This window comes from Salinimicrobium terrae DSM 17865 (genome assembly GCF_000424665.1).
Lineage (GTDB): Bacteria > Bacteroidota > Bacteroidia > Flavobacteriales > Flavobacteriaceae > Salinimicrobium > Salinimicrobium terrae.
In genome coordinates this window covers 260,038-284,411 of sequence record NZ_AUKI01000016.1, presented here as the reverse complement: position 1 = coordinate 284,411, position 24,374 = coordinate 260,038, and the positions used below count along the sequence as shown (strand labels likewise).

Here is a 24,374-nt window from a genome sequence, read left to right as displayed (position 1 = left end):
AGCATAAAGAAAAGGTGCCAAAAATGTCATTTTCCATAAGCTTTTGGGCGACAGAAAAATCTCCCGTCCAAGAAGAATTTCTGTTCATTGTTCATTGATAATTGGTCATTGATTTTACGGTTTCCCGTAACTGCTCCTTAACAAAATTTTAATAAATTTACAGGAGCGCCAAAAATCCTGCTGTCATCCCGCCGCTAATAAGAATAATGGCTGAGGATTTTGGTGATATAACAAGTTGGCTGCAAGTGATCAGAAAAAATAAATTTCTAATTAATGATCAAAAAAATCAAATTGATTAAAAATCTCGCTGTCTTTAAAAGTTTCGACTGGGATAGTAATTTGAGAGATAAAGGTAATACTGTGATTAATTTCAAACCTATCAATATTTTATATGGTAGAAATTATTCCGGGAAAACCACTCTTTCCAGGATTTTAAGATCACTTGAAGTTGGTGAAATTTCTAATAAATATGAAAACCCAGAATTCCTAGTTAGTTTTGAGGATGGGGAGGATATTTCTCAATCTAATTTAACTGAACATCAAAGAAAGATTAGAGTTTTCAATGAAGATTTTATCAAAGAAAATTTAAAGTTTATTTCTAATCCCGAAGATAGTGTTTTGCCATTTGCAATTTTGGGAGGAAATAGTTCGCTCGAGACTGAGATATTAGATCTAAAAAAGGAATTAGGTATTGACGAGGAAGAAAAGGAAACAGGTCTTTATTTAGACTACAAAAAAGCAAAAGAGCAATTAAAAATCAGTCAAGATAATTTTGGACGAGAATCAAAAAAATTGAATGCTCAATTAAGCGATAAAGCAACTGATAGAAAAGTTGGAATAAAATATCAACCAGCTAAATTCGGTGATCAAAATTATTCAATTTCCAAATTAGAAAAAGATATCAAGTCAGTTCAAAAAGAAGATTTTCAAAGAATTGGAAATAACCAAAGTAAAGAACTGCTAATATTACTAGAGGAAAAAATAAAAACAGCAATTCCTGATCCTAAACTCCACAAAACCAAATTTGATATAATATTAATTCAGACAAAAGAACTTTTGGAAAGAAAGGTTGGAGATTCCAATAAAATTACAGAATTAGTAAAAGATAGTATTCTTAATAGATGGGTCAAAGAAGGAAAAAAATTACACGAAAATAAGTTACAAGAATGTGCCTTTTGCGGAAACGAAATTTCAGATGAAAGATGGAAAAAATTAGATAAACATTTTGATGAAGAATCAGATAAATTAGAATCAGAAATAGATCAATTAATAAGATCAATCGATCTTGAAAAAGAGCATTTAGATTATTACCTCGAAATTGACAAGAACGAGTTCTACAGTAAATTTGATAACAAGTTAGAACAGCTAGAAAGAATTAAAATTGATATAATATCAAGAGTTCAAAACGAGTTCGATTTACTAAAGAAGGATTTAGAAGAGAGAAAAAATGATATATTAAATCCTAAAAAAATAACGGCGTTTACAACTAGTGCAAATAGGTTAATCTGGTTAGAAAATTTATACAATAAACTCCGAACGGAATCGAACAGCTATTCTTCGTCTCTTAAAAAAGATCAATTACAAGCTCAGGAAGATTTAAGATTAAAAGAAGTTGCTGATTTTCTTGAAACTATAAAATATGATGAAGAATTAGAAACAATAAATGAACTGGAATCTATTTTCGAGACCGATAAAGCAAGCAAAATTGCCATTCTCGATAAAATTGAAGATTTAAAAAAATTAATCTTGGACAAGCAAAGATTGATGAATGATGAAGAAAAAGGTGCTTTAAAGGTAAACGAGTTTTTAAATAATTTTTTTGGTCACGAATTTCTAACTCTACAAGCAATTGAGCATCCAGACGAGAACGAAGAAAAAAAGATAAAATTCGAAATTATAAGAGACGGTAAAAAAGCTCATCACTTGAGTGAAGGAGAATGCAGTTTAATAGCGTTTTGCTATTTTATGGCCAAATTGGATGATGTTGAAACCAAGGGGACAAAACCAATAATTTGGATTGATGATCCAATTTCCAGTTTAGATTCAAACCATATTTTCTTCGTTTACAGCTTAATAAATTCTGAAATAATAATAAATGATAAATTTGAACAAATTTTCATTTCTACACATAATTTAGATTTTTTAAAATATCTAAAAAGATTACCAAAAGCTCTTAATAAAAACCTTAGTCATTACTTTCTCATTACAAGGGAAAATAATGAAAGTAAAATCTGCGATATGCCAAAGTATTTAAAAGATTATGTAACAGAATTTAATTTTCTGTTTCATCAAATCTATCAATGCGCTAAGGCAGATTCTGATACCTCAGAACATAGTTTATTTTATAATTTCGCAAACAATACCAGAAAATTCTTAGAAGCATTTCTATTTTACAAATATCCAAACGCTGTAGAAAGGGATGACAAACTAAAAAGATTCTTTGGTAATAATAGCCAAGCTGCATCAATGACAGATAGAATTAATAATGAATATTCTCATTTAGAAGGTTTGTTTGAGAGAAGTATGACACCAATTGATGTTCCGGAGATGAAAAAAACTGCTCAATTTATTCTTAACAAAATTGAAGAAAAAGACGAAGAGCAGTATGAAGCATTACTGAAAAGTATTGGAGTTGAAGAAGTTCAATCCGCTTAAACACCAGCAGCCAACAACGGTTCACCACCAATAAGCGGCAGCGTTAGAAGGAAAATAATTAACTTGACCAACGAATTAATACTAATCCGACAAATCCGCGTCCCTTACTCCGCCAACTGGCGATAAGCGAAACCGTTGGAAAAAATTAAAAAATGAAAACAATTACAACGGTACTGGTATTTCTTTTTACCAGTAGTATTATTGCTCAAGGTCTGAGCCAAAAGGAATTTGATAGAATAAATGCAGATGTAAAAGAAACTCTCCTGTTTATTAATAATTCCGATGATTTTCTAAAATTAGTAGAGAAGTTTAACCTTTCGGCAACTGACTCAGTGCAAATTAAAAATTTCATCTTGGATAATAGAGTTGAGTTTCTAAAAAATATGCAGGCTAAGAGCCACATTTTCCCCTTCTACTTCTTAACAAACAATCCCGACGAACTGGAGCTAACTATATTCTCGCTAACAGTTGAACCTCAAAGAAAAGGAGAAGAGTTTCACCGTGGAAAATATCATTTAATTTTAAATTCTACTGTGAAAATGGAAGATGGACATTTGACTTACAAGAATTCACAAATACTTACCCGTCCAGATCATATTAACAATTGGTTTTTGAATGGATATCAATCTTATTTAGATCAAACGGGATTAGTTTTTGATAAATTCAACCACACCCCGCCCCCACCACCGTTACCACCATCAACATTAAATTAGAAATTTTAGAAACAGGGAATTGATAAGGATCAAACCTATTTTCAACTTTTCCCTCTCGGTTTCTATAAGCCTTTCTAAAAAACATTTTCCCCCACCCCTTCTGTAACAAATGCTACATTGCTAGGTAACAAATGTTACTGATAGCAGCACTTCCTGAGGGTATTTTTGTCTCACAAATTTTAAGAGATGAAAAGAACAAGAACCCTTATCCTTTTTCCCATACTGTTTTTTGGCTTCCTGTTACAGGCGCAGGAAACAGTTTCCATTGGAAAGGAAGAAGTGCTGCAACGCGTGCAGGATAATAACAGTCAGCTAAGGATCTCCCAGCAGGAGTTCCTTGCAGCCCGGGCGCAGTACCGACAATCCAACGCAGTTTTTCTACCCAACATAAGTGTCTCCCATACCGGAATGACCACCAATAATCCCCTTATGGCCTTTGGTTCCAAACTGAACCAGGAGCGCATCACCCAAAGTGATTTCGATCCCGCCCGCCTTAACAACCCCGACCGCATCGACAATTTCGCTACCAAAGTGGAAGTGCAGCAACCGCTGGTAAACCTGGATGGCTTCTGGGAGCGTGGTGCTGCGAAGAACAAGATGCAGGCTACAGAACTGCAGGGCGTTCGCACCGGCGACCACATGAAACTCGAAACCGAAAAAGCCTATATGCAGCTGCAGCTCGCTCACAAAGCGGTGACCGTACTGGAGCAGGCGCTGGAAACAGCACAGGCGAACCTGAGACTAGCCGAGAACAACTTCAAGCAGGGCTATCTGCAGCGCTCTGATGTGCTGGCCGTGGAAGTGCGCGTGACCGAGGTGAACAACCAGCTGCAGTACGCCAGGAGCAACGTGCAGAACGCGAGCGATTACCTCATGTTCCTCATGGGCGACTCGATTGACGCCGTGCTGCTGCCAAAGAATTCCCTTAGCGTGCAGCTGAATTCCGCAACCGCTCCTGCCCTTCCCGCCGACCGTGCCGACATAAGAGCAATGGAACTGGCCACCGATGCAAGAAGGAAAATGTATACGGCCTCAAAAATGTCATTTTTGCCCCGTCTTAATGCCTTTGGAAGCTATGAACTTTATGATGACGAGATCTTCCAGGGAGATGCTAACGGCTACCTGGCCGGAGTCGCTTTGACCTGGGATGTTTTTGACGGCAGCAAGCGCTTCGGAAAGACCCAACAATCCAAAGCCGAATTCAAGCAGGCAGAACTGGAACTGGAACAACACGTACAACAGAGTCAGCTGGAACTAAACCGCGCCACCCGCGCTTTACAGGATGCAGAGAACAAACTGCAGCTCACCCAACTGGCCCTGGAACAATCCAAAGAAGCCCTGCGAATAAGAAATAACCGTTACGAACAGGGTCTCGAAAAAACAACAGACCTCCTTGGCGCCGAAACCCAATATTCAGAAAAGCAGCTGGAGTATTTCCAGACGGTGTATGAGTATAATTATGCAGTAGCATACCTGGAGTTTTTAACAGAGAGTACAGAATAGTGGAAAGTGGGGAGAGGAAAGTGGAGAGTAAAAAAATCCAAGCACCAAGCACCAAATTCCAATACCACTCTAAAAATACATTTTTCGGCTCCCTTTAGTCCCGATAGCTATCGGGAGGGCAAACGAAAAAAGAATAAGTAAACAAATGTCACACTGAGCCAGCGACTGAAAGGAGCGACGGTCGAAGTGGTTCTGGAAACAAAAATAAAATTTGAACAAGAATGCCCTTCTCCCCCTTCAGGGGGCCGGGGGAAAAAAGGGAGTGAAGAGTACAAAGACCTCTCGACTCCGCTCGAGGTGACAGCGAAAAACAACTGAAAACCCATAACCGAGAACTAAAAAAACTTTGAACATTAAACTTTAAACCTTGAACCAACAGAAATGAAAAAAACAATATACACACTAGCATTAGCTTCCCTGGGATTATTCGCGACGAGCTGTGGCAGCGATGATAAAAAACAGGCGGTAAATGAAAGTCCCGTTGTACCCGTACAGGTGGAGAATCCGGCGGGGGCGGGAGATCGTTTTCTTACTGCCAGCGGGAAGATCGAAGCGGTGAACAGCGCCACCCTTAGCACCCGCATGATGGGGTTTGTAGATGACATTCCCGTGGATGTGGGAGACCGTGTAAATAAAGGACAGTTGCTGGTTTCCATCAATAACAGCGACCTGCAGGCAAAACGGGCCCAGGTAAACGCTGGTATCACCGAAGCTGAAGCCGCTTTTAACAACGCTAAAAAAGATTACGAACGTTTTAAGGCGCTTTACGAAGAGCAGTCGGCTTCCCAGAAAGAAATGGACGACCAGACCGCGCGTTTCGTGATGGCGCAGGCACGGCTTGAAGCTGCCAGACAAATGAAAAATGAAGTGAACTCCCAGTTCGCTTACGTGAACATACGTGCTCCCTTTAGCGGAGTCATCACCAACAAATTTGCCGAAGAAGGCACTATGGCGAATCCGGGTCAGCCGCTTTTAGCCATAGAAGCCCCCGGGAATTTTGAGGTGACTGCAAGAGTTCCGGAATCCAGTATTTCCAAGGTAGAAACAGGAACCAAAGTAGACGTCATGGTAAAATCTGTTGACGAATCCGTTCCGGGAATAGTGGGCGAAGTAAGTACTTCGGCCAGTAACACCGGCGGACAATACCTGGTTAAAGTAGCTCTTGAAGATTCTGAAGCCAATTTAAAATCAGGCATGTATGCCACGGTGAGGTTTCCGGTAGAGAAGCAGGAAAGCACTGCCGAAGTGGTAATGATGCCAACCGAGGCTATCATTACCCGCGGGGACCTGAAAGGAGTTTATACCGTGAGTCAGCAAAATACCGCGATGCTAAGATGGCTGAGACTGGGAAGAACTTACGGAGACCGTGTAGAAGTTCTTAGCGGACTTAACCCTGAGGAAGCCTATATAGTTTCGGCAGACGGAAAATTGTTCAACGGAGCAAAAGTTAGTGTAAAGGAATAAAGCAGCGTTAAGGATTGAGGCAGTTATCCTCCCGACCGCAGGAAGGGAGATAGCGCCGAAAGCCTGACCCCGCCGAAGCTTAAGCGAAGGTGGGGAAACGCCCAAAGAACCATAAATAATATGAAAGAAGGATTAGCAGGCAAGATTGCCAAAGGCTTTATAAATTCGAAATTGACGGTGTTGCTCATGATCGTGTTCATGATCGTGGGGGTGTACGCGTCGTTTCTCATTCCCCGCGAGGAAGAGCCGCAGATCGATGTGCCCATGGCCGACATTTTTGTAGGCTATCCGGGTGCAAGCCCTACCGAGGTGGAACAGCGCATTATTAAGCCCCTGGAAAAGATGGTTTCTAACATTCCGGGTGTGGAGTATGTCTACTCTACTTCCATGGAGGAACAGGGGATGTTGATCGTGCAGTTCTACGTGGGCGAGGATATTGAACGTTCGTATGTGAAGCTCTACAACGAGCTCATGAAGAATATGGACCAGTTCCCGCCAAATGTGACCCAGCCGCTGGTGAAGACCCGGGCTATTGACGATGTTCCGGTACTGGGGCTCACTCTGTGGAGCGAAAATTATGATGATTACCAGCTGCGGCAAATGGCCAATGAGCTGCGCCATGAGATCGAAAAGGTGGAAGATGTTTCTATTGTGAACACCATTGGGGGCCGTGACAGGCAACTGCGCGTGGTGCTGGACAAAGACAGGATGGCGGCCAGTGGCTTGGATATGCTGGGGGTTTCTGAAAAGATCCAGGCCTCCAATCAGCAGCTTTCCTCCGGAAGTTTTGACCGGAATGACAGTGAAATTCTGGTTAGCTCCGGAAGCTTTTTGGAATCCCCTCAGGATGTGGAAAACCTAATCGTGGGACTGAATAATGGTCAGCCGGTGTACCTGAAGCAAATTGCAACGGTACAGGACGGGCCTGAGATCTCAAAATCCTATGTGAATTTTGGATTTGGACAGGCAATAAATGCTTCGGAAAATTATCCGGGGGAATATCCTGCCGTAACCTTATCTGTAGCCAAACGCAAAGGAGCCGATGCGATGAAGATCGCCGATGTTATCCTGGAGAAAGTGGAACACCTGCAAACGAACCTTATTCCGGAAGATGTGCATGTGGAAGTGACCCGAAACTACGGGGAAACCGCTTCGCACAAAGTTGCGGAACTGTTGCTGCACCTTATTGGCGCGATCATAGCGGTGACCCTGGTAGTGATGCTGGCCATGGGCTGGCGTGGCGGACTGGTGGTATTCCTTTCGGTACCTATCACCTTTGCCCTTACGCTGCTTAGTTATTACATGCTTGATTACACCCTGAACAGGATCACCTTGTTTGCTCTGGTATTCGTAACAGGTATTGTGGTGGATGACTCGATCATTATTGCCGAGAACATGCACAGGCACTTTAAGATGAAACGCCTGCCCTTCAAACAGGCCGCACTCTATGCCATTAACGAAGTAGGAAACCCAACAATCCTTGCGACCTTTACGGTCATCGCATCGGTGCTGCCAATGGCTTTTGTAAGCGGACTGATGGGACCTTATATGAGCCCAATGCCAATTGGTGCTTCTATCGCGATGATCCTGTCCCTTTTCGTGGCACTTACGATCACGCCATACCTCGGATTTATTTTTCTTAGGGAAAAGACCAAAAAAGGAGCACCTGAAAAGCCTGAAGAGAAGATTGAAGATTCCATGATCTACCGCATCTACAGGCGCATTGAAGAGCCACTTATCGACAACAAGAAGATCCGTTGGGGCTTCCTGGGCTTAACTGCCCTACTCCTGCTGGGTTCTGTTGCCTTGTTCTTTACGGAAGACGTGGCAGTGAAAATGCTGCCTTTCGATAATAAGAACGAATTCCAGGTGGTGATCGACATGCCTGAAGGAACAACTTTAGAGAGAACAGCCGTGGTGACCAAAGAGCTAGGTCAATACCTTAGCAATAGCGAACAGGTAGTAAATTACCAAACCTATATTGGCACCTCTGCCCCCATTACCTTCAACGGACTCGTACGTCACTATGACCTTCGGGGAGCTAGTAACACTGCCGATATCCAGGTGAACCTGTTGCCAAAAGGAGATCGTGATTTGCAGAGTCACGACATTGCAAAACTGCTGCGTCCGGATATCCAGGCGATAGGAGATAAATACGGAGCCAACATCAAGCTGGTGGAAGTTCCGCCGGGACCTCCGGTATTATCTACCATAGTAGCGGAAGTCTACGGACCCGATTATGAGACACAGATCGCACTTGCTGACAGTATCCAGACCATACTTCATAATACCGAAGATGTGGTAGATATAGACTGGATGGTCGAAGCCGATCAAAAAGAGTACGAATTCGAAATAGATAAGGAAAAAGCCATGCTCAATGGCATTGCTCCCCAGCAGATCGTTTATACCCTGAACTCCGCGATGGGGGAAAGAGCTATTACGCAGCTTTATGATGAAGAAGCTACCCAAAGGGTGGGAATCGTGCTTACCCTGGATGAAGAGGAAAAATCTTCGGTTGAGGATATCATGAATATCCAGATCGCTTCCCAAAGTGGTCAAATGATCCCCATTGCCGATCTGGTAACGCCAAAAGAGGTGGTAAGGGACAAGAGCATCTATCGTAAAAATCAAAAACGAGTGGTTTATGTGCTGGCCGATATGGCCGGGGAACTCGAGAGCCCTGTTTACGCTATCCTTGGAATGGAAGAAAAACTGAAGGAGATCGACATGCCGGCCGGTTATGAGATCAGTGACCTGTATATGGGTCAGCCGCAATATGAAGATGACTATACTGTAAAATGGGACGGAGAGTGGCAGATCACCCTGGAGGTGTTCCGGGATCTGGGAATTGCATTTCTGGGAGTGATCGTGATCATTTACATCCTCATCGTGGGCTGGTTCCAGAACTTTAAGGCACCTATAGTGATGATGGTTGCCATTCCGCTTTCCCTGATAGGGATCGTACTTGGACACTGGATCATGGGCGCCTTCTTTACCGCTACTTCGTTTATTGGGATGATCGCGCTCGCCGGGATCATGGTGCGGAACTCGGTGCTGCTCATTGATTTCGTGAACCTGCGACTGGAAGACGGAATTCCGTTGAAGCAGGCGGTGATCGAAGCAGGGGCCGTAAGGACCACGCCAATCCTTTTAACCGCAGGAACGGTAGTAATAGGAGCCTTTGTGATCCTCTTCGATCCAATTTTCCAGGGACTGGCCATCTCGCTGATGGGAGGAACCATAGTTTCAACCTTCCTAACCCTGTTGGTAGTGCCACTGGTGTACTACATGATCGAGAGAAAGAAGTATGAGGACAGGGAGGAGAAACCGGAGGTTGTGGAAGAGAGAGAAACGGAGTTATCCAGTGCAGAGTTATGAGTTATGAGTTGTGAGTTTCGGGTTGCGGGTTGTCAGTTGTCAGTTGTGAGTTGTGAGTTGTGGGTAGCCTTTCCGCTTTACCCCTTCCCTAAAGGGAGGCGGAAACGAGTTACATTGTCACCTCGAGCGGAGTCGAGAGGTAATGAAGGAGGTCTCGACTTCGCTCGACCTGACAGAAAAGTGTGACGAATGACAAATAAATCACAAAAAATAACCATGAATTTTTCATGGAGGGCGGGGGGTTAAACGAAATACGAAGTTAGAAGTACGAAGGAATGAAAAAATAAAAAATACAGTTCACAATAATTTTTTCGGCTCCCTTTAGGGTGGGGAAAAAACGAAAAAAGATTTTGAAATTATTGACCTCTTGACGCCGCTCGAGGTGACAGTAAAAACAACCGAAAACCGAAAAACGACAACCAAGAACCGAAACCTTGAACCTTGAACATTAAACCCAAGAAGATGAAACTACTAATAGTAACAAGCGTAGCAGCTTTTCAAAAAGACGTACTAAAGCTATTTAAAAAAGCGAATATTGAAGCCTTCAGCTCTTCAGAGATCGATGGCTATAAGAACGGAAATAACCTGGTCGCTACTCAGAGTTGGTTTCCCGGAGAAAAGGGAGGAAATGAATCCTCCATGTTCTTTTCGTTCACAGATGAGGAGAAGATCAGCGAATTCTTTAACACAGTACGGGAATTTAACAATAACCTGGAGACCAATAACCCTGTTCGTGCAGTAGTAGTCCCTATAGAACAATCGATTTAACAATGATCAATAAACAATTAACAATTTAAAATTCAAGATTATGCTAAACAGAGTAATACGCGGTATCGCCGGAACCTTCATTCTTATAAGTCTGCTGCTGGCAGTATACGTCAACATCAATTGGTTATGGTTTACAGCCTTTGTGGGAATCAATTTATTGCAGTCTTCCCTAACGCAGTGGTGTCTAATGGAAGATATTCTGAAGAAATTCGGGATAAGGAATGAAGCCATACCTAAGAAATCCCGCTCCAATATTTAACCGCAGGAATTTTTGAAGCGTCAAAACCTGGTGGTTTACATCAACTGATTTTTTCCTAAAGGAAGATGATCCTATTAAAATAAAGATCATACCGGCAATTCAGATTCACAGTTTATTAATACTGACTGTTCAGGCCTTCTCCCCAAACAATAACGTATTACTGCCGTAAACTTCATCTTTTCTGAAAAAACTGATGTCCAAATGGTCATTTTTGAGAAGCCAGGAGATCTGCTCTTCGTGAGCGGAGTTTATACCGGAATTGAAGAGGACCTTACCATATGGTGTTAACAAGGAAGCTACATTTTTCCAGAAGACATTTGAAAAGAACTGCTCGGGTACCTGCAGATCCAGGAAGAGGTCCACGATGATGAATCCGAATTTCTCCGGCGAGGCTTCTACATACTCCCCGGCATCTGCACAAATAAGTTCGAGGGGTTGATGTGCTTCAATTTCAAATTCCTTTTTTGCAATCTCAATAACGGCAGCATCCAGTTCTACCGCAGTGATCTTGCCGTAGTAGCCGTATTTCTCCCGAAGCAGGGGGATTGCGCTTCCTCCACCCAGGCCAAGAAGTAAAACGGGAGCAGCACGGTCTGCACGAACTTCTGCGAAGCCGCGGTCCAGCACCTCCTGCAGCGCACCATAGGAATAATTGGCGTTGCTGCTATCAAGCACTTTGCGGCCATTGATCCAGGTGACTTCCAGCTTTCCGCTGTAGTTGGAATTGTATTTTTTAGTTAGTGGCCACAGGTAACTGAGGGATCTTTTCATAGCCCCGTAAAAATACGATTTTAGAAGTTGGAAGGAGGAAGGGAAGTGGAAAAGAGAGAAGTTCAAGGAAATAATAAAACTGAATTGAATTGGGCTAAAGCCCTTAGTTCAAATATTTATACACGCCTCCGCCTGAAGGCGAAGGCAATTCAGAAAAAAATTCTTATCTCTATGGAAGTTTAAATTTCTGCCTTTAGGCAAAGGCAAGGCGGAGAGGCTAATCCCCGAAAATTTCAGAATATTTGGTTATCCCTGCTTTTGAATTGCCCCTGGCTTTAGCCAGGGGTTTTTAAGAAAAATTATAACAGGGCTTTAGCCCAAATTTTGTCCTCTGCACAATTTATCTTATTCTGCCATTAATTCAGTGACTTCAAGCTTCCCCTTTTAATTGGACCTGAAAGTTTTGCGCAACCGGTAAACATCAGATTCCGGGCACCAAATATAGTGGCTTATTAAAACACAGTCTTGACTCCTGGCTCTTGTTTCTTGTTTCTATTCTTCGGTTTCTTCTTCTTCATTTTATTCAGCCAGATTAAGGTTCCGGTGATGGGCAGACTGGTGGCGATGAGGCAGGCGAGGAAATAGATGATCTTGGAAAAAGTCCCGAAGATCTCGCCCGTGTGAATTGGCTTGATAAGGGAAGCTATCTGTACATTCAGAGGTTTTTCACTGAAGATCTCTTTGTTTAAAACAGTCCCGTCTCTATCTAAAACCAGCTGATCTGTCGTCACGGGAGACCAGCCGTTATCATTGGTCTTCCTGATATTATACACTCCGTCCTCCCCCGAAGGAAATGAGATGGTGGTGGTGCCGTCGTAATTCAGCTCTTCAGAAGAAATGCTGCAGATAGAAGCCAGGGAGGCTTCATCTCCCGCACCTATATTATCATTTGAAATAAAGGAAGGGGCTCCGCCCCTGTTAAATACTTTGGTCCCCAGCACAGAACTTCCTGCTTCCCTGTACCACTCAAAACTCCAAAAGAGCCCCGTGAGGGTCATGATCACAAGAAAAATGCAGGCGTAAAATCCAAGTGTGTTGTGAAGATCGTGATTGATACGTTTCCAGTTGGCAGAAGTTTTAATCTTAAAGCCGCTTTTCATGTTCTTCCATTTCAGCTTTTTTGGAAACCAGAGCACTACCCCGCTTAAGGCTAGGAAAAGGAAGATGATCGTAGCTATCCCAACAATGGGTCTTCCAATAGCTGAATCTAAAAGAAGCCAGCGGTGCATCCTGAAATTCCACATGAAAAATCCGTCAAGGGAGGATTTTTTAGACTGCAAGTATTCGCCGGTATAAGGATCTACGTAAAAGGTGGTGCCGCGGCGATCTTCGGGCGATGTCTTAACTCTAAATTCATAGGCTTTCCCGGCTTCCGCAGGTATGCTTACAGAGGACACTTCTCCTTCCTTCTGCAAGGCTTCAGCTAAAGTTTCAATCTTCATGACCTTCGTGCCGGAGACCTGGAAATCTTTAGCAAAAAAACTTTTGATCTCCTTCTCAAAAGTGAGCACCGTTCCGCTTAAACATACAAGAAAAAGGATGATCCCGCTGCCAAGGCCAAGCCATAAATGAAGGTCATTCAATAACTTTCTAAAGCCGTATTTTTTCTTTTTATTCTTCATTGAAGGAAATTTAAAATTCCGGCCACCAACCAGAGGCTGCAGCCGGAACTGTGTGATTTTTTTATTCTTATGTTTCTATTTAAAACACCCCGATAAAGTGATTGCCCGGCTCATTGAGCAACTGCGCACCTTTGGTCGCTTCTCCGGTTACGCTATTCAGGATATAGATATTTCCATCTTTTCCTACAGGAGAAACAGTCACATAAACATTATCCCCGTCTACCACAAAGCCCTGGTACTGGAAGAAGTACATATCCGGCTCGTAAGGCAGATTTACTCTCTCGGCTGTTCTTGAATTAAGATCTACCCTCGCCAGGAAACTTTGTTGCGTAGTTGCATTAAAACCTGTGGTTGCTGCCCCCTCATGAGTGTACATCACGTAAGCAATTCCGTTTTTCACATATCTCCAGCTCTGGATGTAGGCTCCTTCAACGCCCAGGGCTTCATCAAGGCTAAAGTCATAGCTGTTATCATATTCATTGTTTGAATTGATCTTTAGAATATGTGACCCGCCCGGATCTCTTTGAGTAGCCTGGTAGATATTACCATCCTCGGCCAGGAAGCTGTTAAAGCTACGGTAACCGCTGGTATCCCCAAATCCTAAGGTAGATGTGATCACTTTAGGATTCTCAAGAGATGGATAGTCTACCACAAGTGCTTTTGAACCAAGTCTTTCGTAGGCGTTCGCGTCACGTTCTCCTGTGGCAGGATCTGTTTTTCCCATCCAGATTCCAATGACCAATTTATCTCCTGCAGCATTAAGTACCGGCGTATCCAGCCTAAAAATATGGTGGCCTGCTGCCTCTTCTTCTGCAGAAAGAGGGATCTCAAAAGAGATATTATTTGAGATCTCTACGTTCTCCATGTCTATGGTAACTATTGTAGCAGTACCTCTTGTAAACTTATAAGTTTCTCCTTCATTCACCTGCGGTCTGGTAACGCTAACGGCCACTCCTGTTTTATCTCCATCGAACAACTTCACCCATCTTGGAGAAGTTCCAGCATATTGTAAAATATTGACCAGACCCCCTGTTTGCTCAAAATTGTCACCTCCATTAACCATGTACTTGAAAAATTCTCCTCCATTGTCGCCTCCGTAGGCAATATTGAACATGGTAGAACCATCTACCGAAGACTGTAATCTTGCCGTCCTTTGAGATCTAACCTGGAATCCGTTCTCAAAAACATTGATAGCATAGTCAGGATCTTGGGCGTTTTCTTTTGAGATAGAATATATCACGGTACCCCCATTACCGTTGCCCGGGGTTTCATCCATTACTGCTCCTGCAATGGTAAACCACCTGCTTTCTCCGGGATTTGGTTCGGGGTCCGGAGTGATGGGATCATCACTGCTGCAACCTGTTGAAAGGTTTAACAGTCCGGCTACAACTGCATAACCGAGTACTTTTGTAAATCTATTTTTCATTTTTTTCATTATTTAGAAATTATTGATTGAGTAATTGAGTTTTAGGTAAAATGCTCTTCCGGGTTTCTGAACCGCAAAATTGTCATAGGCCTGTTCATTGAAGATGTTGTTGGCATCAAAACTTACTATGAGGTTCTTCTTCGGAAACACATAGCTTAATCCAACATCCTGAATATGCTGTTCGGGAACCTGGGAATTCTCCAGACCACTTCTTTTATTAATGATCCAGACGTTGTAAAAAGATTCCACATACGCATAGTTGTAGTATATGTTTAGCAGGGATCCCTTTTGAAAGATGTTCCTGAAAGAGTATTGTGCCGCGGCATTGGCTGTTAAAAATGGTTCACTGGGAAGTTGTGCATTATAATTGAACAACACATTCCCGTTGCTATCATATTTGGCCTTCATCCTGGTATTGAATTTTGACATGTTCACCAGCAGGTTCAGGTTATTTTTATAGGTATAATTCAGCTCTGCATCAAAACCCTGAGATTGGGTCTTATTCAGGTTCTCAAAAGGAGCTGTCTGGATCGCGTCGTTAAGTGTGGTTTGAGTCTGCCTTACGATCTTATCCTGCGTGTCCCTCAGGAAGCCTGAGCCGTAAAGAGAGATGCTGTGGTCACTTATTTTATAAGGTCCGAGTTTTAATCCCAGGTTGTAATTGTTACTTTTTTCAGGTTCAATTCCTGGGTTTTCCACAATATTTTCTCCCACATCCCCAAAGGTTTCATTATCTGAAGGCAGCCGGATAGCTCTCTCTGCGGAACCCAAAACGGCTATGCCCGAATTGACCAGGTACGATACCGCCATTCCATACCCGGTGTGGCTGGTTTCCCGGCTAAAATGTTCTTCTACCCTCACGTCTTCACCATCTATCCTTCTTACAACAGGATCCATTTTCTCAATTTCCTGCTGATAATACTTTCCAAAAATGGTAGTTTTTAATGCCTCTTTTAACCACCGGGATTCATAAGAAAGAGAAGTGACATTTTTTTCCAGTTTCCGCGTCTCCACAAAATCCCTCCTTATTCCATTCCACAGTTCATTATTCTCATCCCTGGAAATATTGTAAAGTACATGGTTGAAACTCACCTTATGATTATTATCGATCGAATACCCTAGTCCGCCTCTAAAAGAGTAAATATCTCTGTAAATATTCTGAATTGTTAGAGGCCCCTGCTGCGCTCCCCGCTGCGAAGGAATTGGCGCTCCCGTCCTACGGTCCCTGCTTAATTCGCCAGACCAGTTGTAGGTCCAGGTTACGGTGTCATTGATGGTTCTTTTACGCTCGCTATACAAGCCATGGAAATCAAGGTCCAGACCTTTGATCAAAAGATCAGATTTCTCGTAAGTGAGATCTACAATTCCGGCATCGGCTTCCATGAATCTGCCCTTATAGGGAATCGTCATGTAAGTTCCATGCTGAATTTCATTATAAGAATCGGAAGCTGTATAGCCTACAGAAAAAAGATCTGCAAATTTGACATTTTTGACACCCGTTTCGATAATTCCGCCGTAAGAAGAATATTCGTCATTGAATCTCTTCACCTTTACATAGTCATACTTCCCGTTGGGCAGGATGTTGTAGACATTCCTTCCCCAAACCTCATAATCATTATCGGAATGATTATAAAATCCTGAGGCTTTCACAAAAAACCCGGAATTTTCTGCCTGATACACAGCATTGAAGTTCGCCTGAGTAGTATTGAAGGAGCCGTAGGAAACTGAAGCATTGATCTGGCTGCTAAAATCCTTTTTCAGAATGACATTTATGGCACCTCCTAAAGCATCAAAAGCCAGCTCGGCGGGAACCACACCTTTATAGACGTCAATCCTTTCGATCATGCTTGGACTTATGCTGTTAAGGTTAAAGGAAGAGCCATAGGAAGAGATTGGAATTCCGTCAATAAAGAGCTGAATAGAGTTACCGGACATTCCATTGAGATTATAATCTACAGAAGCCCCTAAACCCCCATCCTGCCGAATTTTTACTCCAACACTCCTGTTTAGGAGCTCATTGGTTTGAATATTTCGCACTGCAGCTTCCTGCGTCTCAATCACATTTACGGCAAAGCCCTTTTTCTCGATTTCAGATTTGACAGATTCTATGTTCAGGAGCACTTCTTCCAGCTCATAATCTGAAGCATTGTTGATCTGCAAATTGAGTATTATATCCTCCCTAGCAATAATAACTTCTTTGTAATCTAAATATTCAGCCTTTTTAATCTCCAGGATATAGGCTCCGGAAGAAAGCCCCTCAATTTCATAATAGCCTGAAGTATTTGAAACAGTCTTATATTCTCTAATTGTGTTGGAAAGCACTATCTCAACATTGGCAGAAGAATAACCATTATGATCTTTCACATGGCCGGTAAGCTTATAAACAGCATTAGCACCTGCCTTGAGCTTTTCTGAAGAACTCTGCGCCGTCTGAGCCATTAGTGCCACTGAAAAACCGTAAAAGAAAGCCAGGAAAAAATAGATTATTAGAGATTTCAAGAATTGTGCTTATTTAGATTTAATAAAAATAATTACCTTTGGCAAAGGTACAGGAGCAGAAGAGCTCCCGGATAACGCAAAAGGAATTTTTACTTACGAGAAAGGAATAATGTTCCGGCCGGTCTTTCGCCGGAAAGGAGGTACAAAGAAGTCACACAGATAATTAAAACATGGAATTAAGGTTAGAGAGTTCTCTTTTTGAAGAAAATGCTGTGGTGAAAACTTTCAGCAAAGATTTTCGCGCCGAAATTTTTAATGAAGAAACTATAATTATTGACAGGGTGGAAATAAAAGGAAATGTCCGTCAACTGCATCTTGACCGTTTCTGTTTAGTTATTCAGGATCTACAGGTTCCCGCAGGTTATACCATGAACATCTCCGGAAATTCCCCGGTTTTCAAGCTTCATTTTGAGCTGGAAGGAGACTATAACTACACTCCGGCAGATCCCGCCGCTCCTGTTATGTCCATTCCCGCAGGACACTTCAATATCTTCTATTTAACCAGGCCCGAAGGCTGCCTTAATTTTAAAGCCCCTTCCCGAAAAACCCTGGAAGTCTTATTCACGGAAGAACTCCTGAAGAAAATAATTGGTTTCGATTACAGTGGATTATCTTCAAAATTAAAAGCCGGGCTAAACAAGAACCGCGCATTCCTGTTATGGGAACAAAGCAGACCCATCCCAGCCGAACTCCAACAACACATTAGAGAAATAATAAGCTGTTGGTACTGTGGACATATTAAAAAGATCTACCTGGAAGCCAGGATCACAGCCCTGCTAGTGAATTTTCTCGTAGATGACACTTCAAATACTTCTGAAATTGAAGATAAAAATCTTTCAAAAACAGAACATGAAGGAATTCTGAGAGTGGAAGAACACATCAGGGAAAATTTCAGGGAGTTCATAACCATTGCAGAACTCGCACCCATAGCCGGACTCAATACTTCAAAACTGAAGCAATGTTTCAAAAAAGTGTATTCCACAACCATTTTTAAGTATATCACCAGGCTCAGAATGGAAAGTGCAAAAACACTTATAAAAGATGATAAATTATCGGTTTCGGAAGCTGCTTACAAAGTAGGGTATAAAAATCCGCAGCACTTTACGGTCGCCTTTAAAAAATACTATGGTATCCTGCCAAGTTCTCTTAATTGAAAAATTTAGTTTATTAGAAGTACTTCTTTCAATATTTCAGACCCGGAGAAACTACTTGCTGTTCCTGTTTAACAAGAGCCAGTATAATGCCACGACTAGAATTGTCAATATTCCTCCTGCTATGTAGATCTTATATTCCATTGGGGAGTTCAGGTTGAAGGGGATTAGGAAAATTGACAAATAAAATTGATTTAAACTATGATAATTATCAGGTTAGGAAATTTTCAGATAGATCAAGACTATATTTCTGCTTCTCCATTTCCTGCTGCATTCAAAGTCCTCTGATTCTATGTAAAACAACCAGATCCTGCTCATTAGATGAGCAGGATCTGGTTGTTTTTAGTTCTGTTGACTTTTATTTTCTTTAAAAAGGCATTTATTCTTTATATTTTTCAAACCAGGCAAGAATCGCAGCTACTTTAGCTATGAGATTACTCGGCTTGTTGGCAATTCCATGTGATGCACCGGGAATCCTAACCATGGCTGCCTCCACACCTTCAAGTTTAAGAGCTGTATAAAATTGTTCAGATTCGGCTATAGGAGTTCTGTAATCTTCCTCTCCCGTCAATAGCATTGTAGGTGTAGTAATATTTCCCACATAAGATATTGGAGACCGCTCCATATAATGTTCAGGATCTTCCCAGGGCTTGGCAGGAAACCAGTATTTGGTAAAAAAAGCAGGGTTATCTGCATACAATACAAAACTGTACCAGTTGATCACCGGCTTGGCTACCACGGCAGCACTAAACCTATCGGTTTTCCCAATGATCCATGCGGTTAATACTCCGCCCCCACTGCCACCAGTTACGAACAGGTTCTCCTCATCAACAAAACCTTTTTCGATCACTGCATCCACACCGCTCATAAGATCGTCATAATCCTGATTGGGATAATTGTGATGGATAAGATTTCCAAATTCGGCACCGTAGCCACTGCTTCCCCGCGGATTGGAATAGAGCACTACATAACCTGCTGCAGCAAACGCCTGTACCTCTGCGGAAAAAACTGAGCCGTAACTTGCGAAAGGTCCACCGTGGATCTCCAGGATAAATGGATATTTCTTATTGGGATCAAAGTCGGGAGGTGTTACCAGCCAACCCTGAATCTCTCTTTGATCAAAAGAGGATTTCCAGGTGATCTCTTCCACATTACCCAGTTCGCGGTAGGAAAACAGATCATCATTTAAAGCCGTAATCCGCTCCACGTTTCGCCCCTCCTTTATGGCAAGATCTGCAGGATGTTCAGGAGTGCCCAGTGTGTAGGCAAGTGTTCCGTCCTTCGAAACTGAAAAAGCTGCTGCATTATAAGGCCTGCCCAGGGAGAGTCCGCCCAAATTATCTGCGACCACTTCGGTGTTTCCTTTGAGATCTATGTGACCTATTTTAGTTTTGCCATGGTCGTTATAATGGAAGTAAAGACCTCTGCCCTTTCCATCCCACTGTATATTCTCAATGTCCCTGTCAAAGTCTGTAGAAAGGTGGCGTATGTTGGAACCATCTGGCTCCATCACATAAAGCTCACTCATCTGGTATCCCAGATATTCATCGTCATAACCTGTAAATGCAATAAGGTCACCTTTAGGAGAAACTTTTGGGCTACTGTCCGGCCCTACTCTCGTAGTAAGTGTCTTCATTTCTCCGGACGCTATTTCCAGCTCATAAATTTCAGAATTATTAGGTTCCAGGTCTGCATCCTCGTGTAGATTAGCCGAAAAATACAGCTTTGTGTTATCTTCAGACCATGCAGGGGCTCCAAGATTCTCTTCTGCAGTGGTGAGCTGTCGCGGAGTTCCGCCATCGGTGGACAGTACAAAAATTTGATCATTCCCTGCCTTTAAATATCCGCTGCCGTCGCCACGATAATTTAATTCATCAATATATATAGGAGCTTCATTCCATTTTGCGCCTTCAGGTTTCTGCGGTAGTTGAATAATTGATTCCTCTTGTTCAGGAACAAACATAGTAAAAGCGACCTGATCTCCTTTGTGGGACCAGCTAACATTTCCGGGAGATTGGGAAGTATTGGTCAACGGAAAAGTTTCCCGGGTATCCATCCACATTAGAAAGAGTTTCATTTTCTCATCCTGCATATTTGAAAGAAAGACGATCTTACTCCCGTCCGGTGACCAGCGTGGAGAAATATCGGTCTGGTTTCCTGAGGTTAGCGGCCGGTTCTGGCTGCCGTCGGCATTCACTATCCAGAGATTGGAATGATTACTATCGGTCATTATGTCTTTGAAATTCCTAACGTAAATGACCTTTTTACCATCGGGAGAGATCTGCGGATCGGATACAAATTCAAGATCAAAGAAATCAGTGAGTTCCAGCGGTGTTTTCTGGGCTGAGACTGAAGTCCCTAATACTAAAAAGAGAAACAGGGGAAATAATTTTTTCATATAAGCTGAATTTTAGGGAGCTCAAAATACAAAACTCCTTGCTCATAAGAAAGATGAAAATTTAGCTCCACTATGGACGACGCGGTTTCCGACAGCGTCCGGTGATCTTTGATGATCCATTTTTGACAATAGTGCAGTTTGATAGAAGCTATTAAAACAACCAAAAAAGCCCTGCTGCCGATAGGACTGAAGGGCTTCCAAATTGGAAAACTGTAAAGAATAAAAATTATCTATACAACCACACTAGGCAAAAGCCTTATTATGCCAGTTCAAAGCTTCTTCCAGATTTAAATCCATCACAGAGTCTACTATAATGTCCGGTTTAAAAGCATAATCGTCAAGGCTCTCTCTGCTCGAAATTCCGGAAAGGGTAAGAATTGTGGTATATCCTAATTGAACTCCGCCCAGGATATCTGTATCCATAGTATCTCCGATAATGATTGTCTCCTTTGCCTCAAGTCCTAAGTACTTACGCGCAGATCGCATCATGACCGGACTGGGCTTCCCCACCGAAAATGCCTTTTTCCCGGTAGCTTCTTCTATCATGGCAACTACGGCCCTGATTCCAAGATTGGTCCAGCCCGTCTTTTTAGGCGAGGGATCAAGATTGGTAGCTATAAGACGCGAACCGGAGAGGATCATATCTACCGCGGAGTTCACCATTTCGAGGGTAAAATTCCGGCCTTCCCCCACCACAACAAAATCGGGTCGTTGATTAACAAGATTGTAACCTTCCCGCGCCAGGCTTGTGATCAATCCACCTTCGCCTAAAACATAAGCACTTCCGTTCGGTTTCATAAATGAAAGAAAGGAGGCTGTTGCCATGGCGCTGGTATATACATTCTGTTCAGTGATATGAATGCCCATTTTTGCGACCTTGTTCACCGCATCCAGTGGTGTACGCTGACTATTATTGGTCATGAAAAGAAATGGGATATCTCTTTCCTGTAGCTGTTCGATAAATCTATCGGCGCCGGGGATCAAAGTGTCATTTCCGTAGATCACTCCATCCATATCTATTAAAAATCCTTTTTTCATAGCATTTATTTTTAATAATTAATTACTGGTTTCCGGACAGGTCAAGGTGGTGATAAAAAAATAAAGGATCTACAGGACAAACATCCTGTTTTCGGAGCTTTTTCCTTTAAATATTTTCGCATAAAATTCCAAATCCCCTCTTTTGGTTTGGTATGAATCCTTCAACCTGTCTTCTACTTCGTTTAGTGGAAATTGGTAAACCTTGATTATAGGATAAGTAGCAGTTCTTTGCATTGACTCATTTACTCCAATTTCAATAGAATCTGTCGCAGGATTGTAACAAACGTATTTTACATAAAGGTTATGCTTTATAAGTTCTATCAATCCTTCCGGAACCTTTTTATTTATTCTACACTCTGCAATCATGATATTTAATGAGGTTTTCCAGAGAAATCTTATTTCACCTTTAGTTACATAGGTTGTCATAGCACAAATTATAAATGTTATCAATAAATTTAATCAGTTGATTTATTTCTTTCGGCTATTGCATGCATCTAACCTTCTGAAATTTTTCATTACGAAGGGCGGCTTTGGTGGATTACAACATTGTTTAATTCCGCACCTCAAATTCATGATAAACTTATACAAATTTTAAATACACCCCATAACAATTTAGGGTAATTATTCAAAATTTATCATTAAGGTAATTACAGGCCCTTATCTTTGACGGGTATAAAAATAAATACAGTCATTTTTAAATTTACAATAACAGAAGAAACCGGTGAAAATCAAATAACGTAGAATCATTAATAAATCTCCCTCAAAAATGATTCAGGTTTTCACTCTTTTTAAATGTAAATATTTGGTAGGAGAGGTAGTACTAAAATATGTCTACCGAAGAATACAGGAACCTTAATACTGAACACTTGCAGCCAATAATCCTTAAAAACAAAAGGCTGCCGAATATCGGCAACCTTTCATTTTTTTAAGTACTTCTAAAGATTTTACAAGACTTGGGCCCTTTGGGCCTTTTAAATTTAAATTTAGAAAATGACAATTAGTTTCTAAATTTTGTTTTCAGACTCTGATTTAATATTCAGACTCAATTTCATCTGCTGCCTCTTCAATTTCATCTGTTCTTTCTTCTACAGCTTCTGCCGCTTCTTCTGCTCTCTCCTCCTCAGGAGTTTCCCTACAGGAAATGAATGAAGTACTTACGGTAAATAATAAAGCGAATAATAACATTAACTTTCTCATAAAACTAAAATTTTGTTGATTAGAAAGGCAAAGTAATAAAAAGGAGCGGGTGAGAAATAGTTTTTAAGTTAAAAAAATGCAAAGGTACTTAAGGTTAATGTTCAATTTGAGATAAAAAATAACTTTAGAAAGCGAAGAATTTATATTGTGGAGTAAATTTTTGGTGAATGTTCATCAAGTCCTTTCTCTTCATTCTCACTGTGGCTACAGTCTACAATAATAAACTTCATCAGCAGCCCTGAACAAAAATTTAAAATCTTATTCTTTAAACTATAAACCTGAAGAATCTCAATTTTTTTTTAGGGTAAAGCACAGAAGAACTCAATCGTGAAGCAACTTAAGGATTATCTTCCTTAAAACCGGATTTGAGAAAAAGACCTCATCATAACCATTAGTAAATCAACTTTGTGATTCCTTTAGTATAGGCTGGAGAGAGATATTTTTATCTTAAAAATTTAAAACAATTAAGTTCTGAAGAAAAAGAAATCAATGATAACTTTCAACTGAATTCAATGAGACTAGTCACCATTCAAACACCAAAAGGAGAAGGTCAAAAAGTAGCAGAATTGGCATTTCAAAAAGGAATTTCTACTGTGGCAATTTCAGAAACCACTCTTTATCAGAAAGAAAGTGCGCCACGATCGGCCGATGTTGTGGATATTCAATCCAATACTCCAAAAGTTAAGGAATTCGTAGAGTCTTTAATGATTGCTTCATTTTACAACCCTGCGTCTTATAGTTTCACGGTAAGACATCCAGAATCACTTTTCGCCTCTGAACCGCCCGAAGAAGAAACCAAGCCTCTAACAAGGCCTACTACAGATGTGTATGAAGAATTATGGCAATTCTGCAAAGTTACCGTTAGCTTGCTAGGAAGGGTATTTCTGTCGGCATTTTTGGTTGCCTACGGAATGAGAGAAGGTTTTATGCCATTGGTAATTGCGGGCCTTCTTTTTCTTCCTTATCATCATCACATGCTTGGCATTGGGCTCAGTGCAGGTATGAAGGAATGGAAATTATTTCGGCAGGCTTTAATAGGTTTTGCCGTCACAACCCTTTTAATTATACTGGGAGGAGTGGCGATGGGTTTACTCACTGAACCGGGGATTGAATGGACGGCTTTTATGGAAAGTACAGTTTTGTTTAGCTTTCTCATTTCCATGGCAATAGGGATTGCAGCAGGACTGGGAGCCGTGGATGATGCAGGAAGAAGAGAGTTAATCGGTTTAGCCGCTACGGCACATATTTCTGTTTATCCTATTTGGTTCGGATTCAAGTTTATTTATGGATTTGATGCTGATGACAAACCCTGGCACCTGCTACTGGTTTATTTGATGGATGTTGGAACTCTAATCCTTTTCGCCAGTATTACTTTTAAGCTTATGAAAATGAAAGGAGCAGGAATAAAAAATTTTATAAAAGGTTTCACTGGATCACCATAAAACGACTTCTTTCTCAGCTCAAGAATACTTGAAAATTCTGTTTTCCTAAGTAGAGAAAAATCCTATAAATTAAAACGTCTGAACGATCTG

General features: G+C 41.6%; 17 protein-coding genes. 9 read left to right on the top strand and 8 right to left on the bottom strand.

The window, feature by feature from the left end:
• The first annotated feature begins 273 nt into the window (after window positions 1-273).
• From H148_RS0106830 to H148_RS0106800, 7 genes are all read left to right on the top strand, one after another.
• A complete protein-coding gene (locus tag H148_RS0106830) occupies window positions 274-2,655 on the top strand; it encodes an AAA family ATPase (protein WP_029034142.1) in 2,382 nt (793 codons plus the stop codon).
• A 152-nt stretch (window positions 2,656-2,807) separates the two neighbouring features.
• On the top strand, window positions 2,808-3,368 hold the full coding sequence (locus H148_RS0106825) for a hypothetical protein (RefSeq protein ID WP_029034141.1): 561 nt from the start codon (window positions 2,808-2,810) through the stop codon (window positions 3,366-3,368).
• Between the two features lie 186 nt (window positions 3,369-3,554).
• Window positions 3,555-4,871, top strand: coding sequence for a TolC family protein (locus H148_RS0106820; RefSeq protein WP_029034140.1), 1,317 nt, complete (start codon window positions 3,555-3,557; stop codon window positions 4,869-4,871).
• Between the two features lie 381 nt (window positions 4,872-5,252).
• Window positions 5,253-6,335 carry an efflux RND transporter periplasmic adaptor subunit gene (locus H148_RS0106815; RefSeq protein WP_029034139.1) on the top strand — a complete coding sequence of 361 codons (1,083 nt, stop codon included), beginning with the start codon at window positions 5,253-5,255 and terminating at the stop codon, window positions 6,333-6,335.
• 120 nt (window positions 6,336-6,455) lie between these two features.
• Complete coding sequence (locus tag H148_RS17380) at window positions 6,456-9,713, top strand: efflux RND transporter permease subunit (RefSeq protein WP_083961593.1); 3,258 nt, start codon at window positions 6,456-6,458, stop codon at window positions 9,711-9,713.
• Window positions 9,714-10,175: 462 nt separating this feature from the next.
• A complete protein-coding gene (locus H148_RS0106805) occupies window positions 10,176-10,481 on the top strand; it encodes a hypothetical protein (RefSeq protein WP_029034138.1) in 306 nt (101 codons plus the stop codon).
• Window positions 10,482-10,521: 40 nt separating this feature from the next.
• Window positions 10,522-10,740: a YgaP family membrane protein gene (locus tag H148_RS0106800; RefSeq protein WP_029034137.1), complete on the top strand. Its 219-nt coding sequence runs from the start codon at window positions 10,522-10,524 to the stop codon at window positions 10,738-10,740.
• Between the two features lie 129 nt (window positions 10,741-10,869).
• Here H148_RS0106800 and H148_RS0106795 read toward each other — a convergent pair whose 3' ends face one another.
• The 4 genes from H148_RS0106795 to H148_RS0106775 all read right to left on the bottom strand — a co-directional run bounded on the left by H148_RS0106795 (window position 10,870) and on the right by H148_RS0106775 (window position 17,058).
• Window positions 10,870-11,511 carry a spermidine synthase gene (locus H148_RS0106795; protein WP_029034136.1) on the bottom strand — a complete coding sequence of 214 codons (642 nt, stop codon included), beginning with the start codon at window positions 11,509-11,511 and terminating at the stop codon, window positions 10,870-10,872.
• A 452-nt stretch (window positions 11,512-11,963) separates the two neighbouring features.
• Window positions 11,964-13,133 (bottom strand): PepSY-associated TM helix domain-containing protein, encoded by a 1,170-nt coding sequence (locus tag H148_RS17375; RefSeq protein WP_037324714.1) that lies wholly within the window; start codon window positions 13,131-13,133, stop codon window positions 11,964-11,966.
• A gap of 79 nt (window positions 13,134-13,212) precedes the next feature.
• Window positions 13,213-14,559: a hypothetical protein gene (locus tag H148_RS0106780; protein ID WP_029034135.1), complete on the bottom strand. Its 1,347-nt coding sequence runs from the start codon at window positions 14,557-14,559 to the stop codon at window positions 13,213-13,215.
• A 12-nt stretch (window positions 14,560-14,571) separates the two neighbouring features.
• Window positions 14,572-17,058, bottom strand: a complete 2,487-nt coding sequence (locus tag H148_RS0106775) for a TonB-dependent receptor (RefSeq protein WP_156877216.1) — start codon at window positions 17,056-17,058, stop codon at window positions 14,572-14,574.
• A gap of 170 nt (window positions 17,059-17,228) precedes the next feature.
• On the opposite strand from H148_RS0106775, the gene H148_RS18295 reads away from it, so the two are divergent.
• Window positions 17,229-18,212: an AraC family transcriptional regulator gene (locus tag H148_RS18295; RefSeq protein WP_051286253.1), complete on the top strand. Its 984-nt coding sequence runs from the start codon at window positions 17,229-17,231 to the stop codon at window positions 18,210-18,212.
• Between the two features lie 376 nt (window positions 18,213-18,588).
• Here H148_RS18295 and H148_RS0106765 read toward each other — a convergent pair whose 3' ends face one another.
• The 4 genes from H148_RS0106765 to H148_RS18670 all read right to left on the bottom strand — a co-directional run bounded on the left by H148_RS0106765 (window position 18,589) and on the right by H148_RS18670 (window position 22,842).
• Complete coding sequence (locus H148_RS0106765) at window positions 18,589-20,607, bottom strand: S9 family peptidase (RefSeq protein ID WP_029034133.1); 2,019 nt, start codon at window positions 20,605-20,607, stop codon at window positions 18,589-18,591.
• A 243-nt stretch (window positions 20,608-20,850) separates the two neighbouring features.
• Window positions 20,851-21,645, bottom strand: a complete 795-nt coding sequence (locus H148_RS0106760) for an HAD-IIA family hydrolase (protein WP_029034132.1) — start codon at window positions 21,643-21,645, stop codon at window positions 20,851-20,853.
• A 69-nt stretch (window positions 21,646-21,714) separates the two neighbouring features.
• The gene (locus H148_RS0106755; protein ID WP_029034131.1) at window positions 21,715-22,071 is read right to left on the bottom strand and encodes a hypothetical protein; all 357 of its coding nucleotides are present in this window, start codon (window positions 22,069-22,071) and stop codon (window positions 21,715-21,717) included.
• A 603-nt stretch (window positions 22,072-22,674) separates the two neighbouring features.
• Window positions 22,675-22,842 (bottom strand): hypothetical protein, encoded by a 168-nt coding sequence (locus tag H148_RS18670; protein ID WP_169578550.1) that lies wholly within the window; start codon window positions 22,840-22,842, stop codon window positions 22,675-22,677.
• Window positions 22,843-23,354: 512 nt separating this feature from the next.
• Here H148_RS18670 and H148_RS0106740 point away from each other — a divergent pair.
• The gene (locus H148_RS0106740) at window positions 23,355-24,284 is read left to right on the top strand and encodes a DUF389 domain-containing protein (protein ID WP_029034130.1); all 930 of its coding nucleotides are present in this window, start codon (window positions 23,355-23,357) and stop codon (window positions 24,282-24,284) included.
• The last annotated feature ends 90 nt before the right edge of the window (window positions 24,285-24,374 follow it).

Bases quoted from the DNA above. Each gene is read 5' to 3' on its own strand.
- H148_RS0106795 (WP_029034136.1), bottom strand. From the start codon at position 11,511: ATGAAAAGATCCCTCAGTTACCTGTGGCCACTAACTAAAAAATACAAT.
- H148_RS0106805 (WP_029034138.1), top strand. From the start codon at position 10,176: ATGAAACTACTAATAGTAACAAGCGTAGCAGCTTTTCAAAAAGACGTA.
- H148_RS0106780 (WP_029034135.1), bottom strand. From the start codon at position 14,559: ATGAAAAATAGATTTACAAAAGTACTCGGTTATGCAGTTGTAGCCGGA.
- H148_RS0106740 (WP_029034130.1), top strand. From the start codon at position 23,355: ATGAGACTAGTCACCATTCAAACACCAAAAGGAGAAGGTCAAAAAGTA.
- H148_RS0106755 (WP_029034131.1), bottom strand. From the start codon at position 22,071: ATGACAACCTATGTAACTAAAGGTGAAATAAGATTTCTCTGGAAAACC.
- H148_RS0106765 (WP_029034133.1), bottom strand. From the start codon at position 20,607: ATGAAAAAATTATTTCCCCTGTTTCTCTTTTTAGTATTAGGGACTTCA.
- H148_RS0106800 (WP_029034137.1), top strand. From the start codon at position 10,522: ATGCTAAACAGAGTAATACGCGGTATCGCCGGAACCTTCATTCTTATA.
- H148_RS18295 (WP_051286253.1), top strand. From the start codon at position 17,229: ATGGAATTAAGGTTAGAGAGTTCTCTTTTTGAAGAAAATGCTGTGGTG.
- H148_RS0106825 (WP_029034141.1), top strand. From the start codon at position 2,808: ATGAAAACAATTACAACGGTACTGGTATTTCTTTTTACCAGTAGTATT.
- H148_RS0106760 (WP_029034132.1), bottom strand. From the start codon at position 21,645: ATGAAAAAAGGATTTTTAATAGATATGGATGGAGTGATCTACGGAAAT.
- H148_RS0106820 (WP_029034140.1), top strand. From the start codon at position 3,555: ATGAAAAGAACAAGAACCCTTATCCTTTTTCCCATACTGTTTTTTGGC.
- H148_RS0106830 (WP_029034142.1), top strand. From the start codon at position 274: ATGATCAAAAAAATCAAATTGATTAAAAATCTCGCTGTCTTTAAAAGT.
- H148_RS17380 (WP_083961593.1), top strand. From the start codon at position 6,456: ATGAAAGAAGGATTAGCAGGCAAGATTGCCAAAGGCTTTATAAATTCG.
- H148_RS17375 (WP_037324714.1), bottom strand. From the start codon at position 13,133: ATGAAGAATAAAAAGAAAAAATACGGCTTTAGAAAGTTATTGAATGAC.
- H148_RS0106815 (WP_029034139.1), top strand. From the start codon at position 5,253: ATGAAAAAAACAATATACACACTAGCATTAGCTTCCCTGGGATTATTC.
- H148_RS18670 (WP_169578550.1), bottom strand. From the start codon at position 22,842: ATGAGAAAGTTAATGTTATTATTCGCTTTATTATTTACCGTAAGTACT.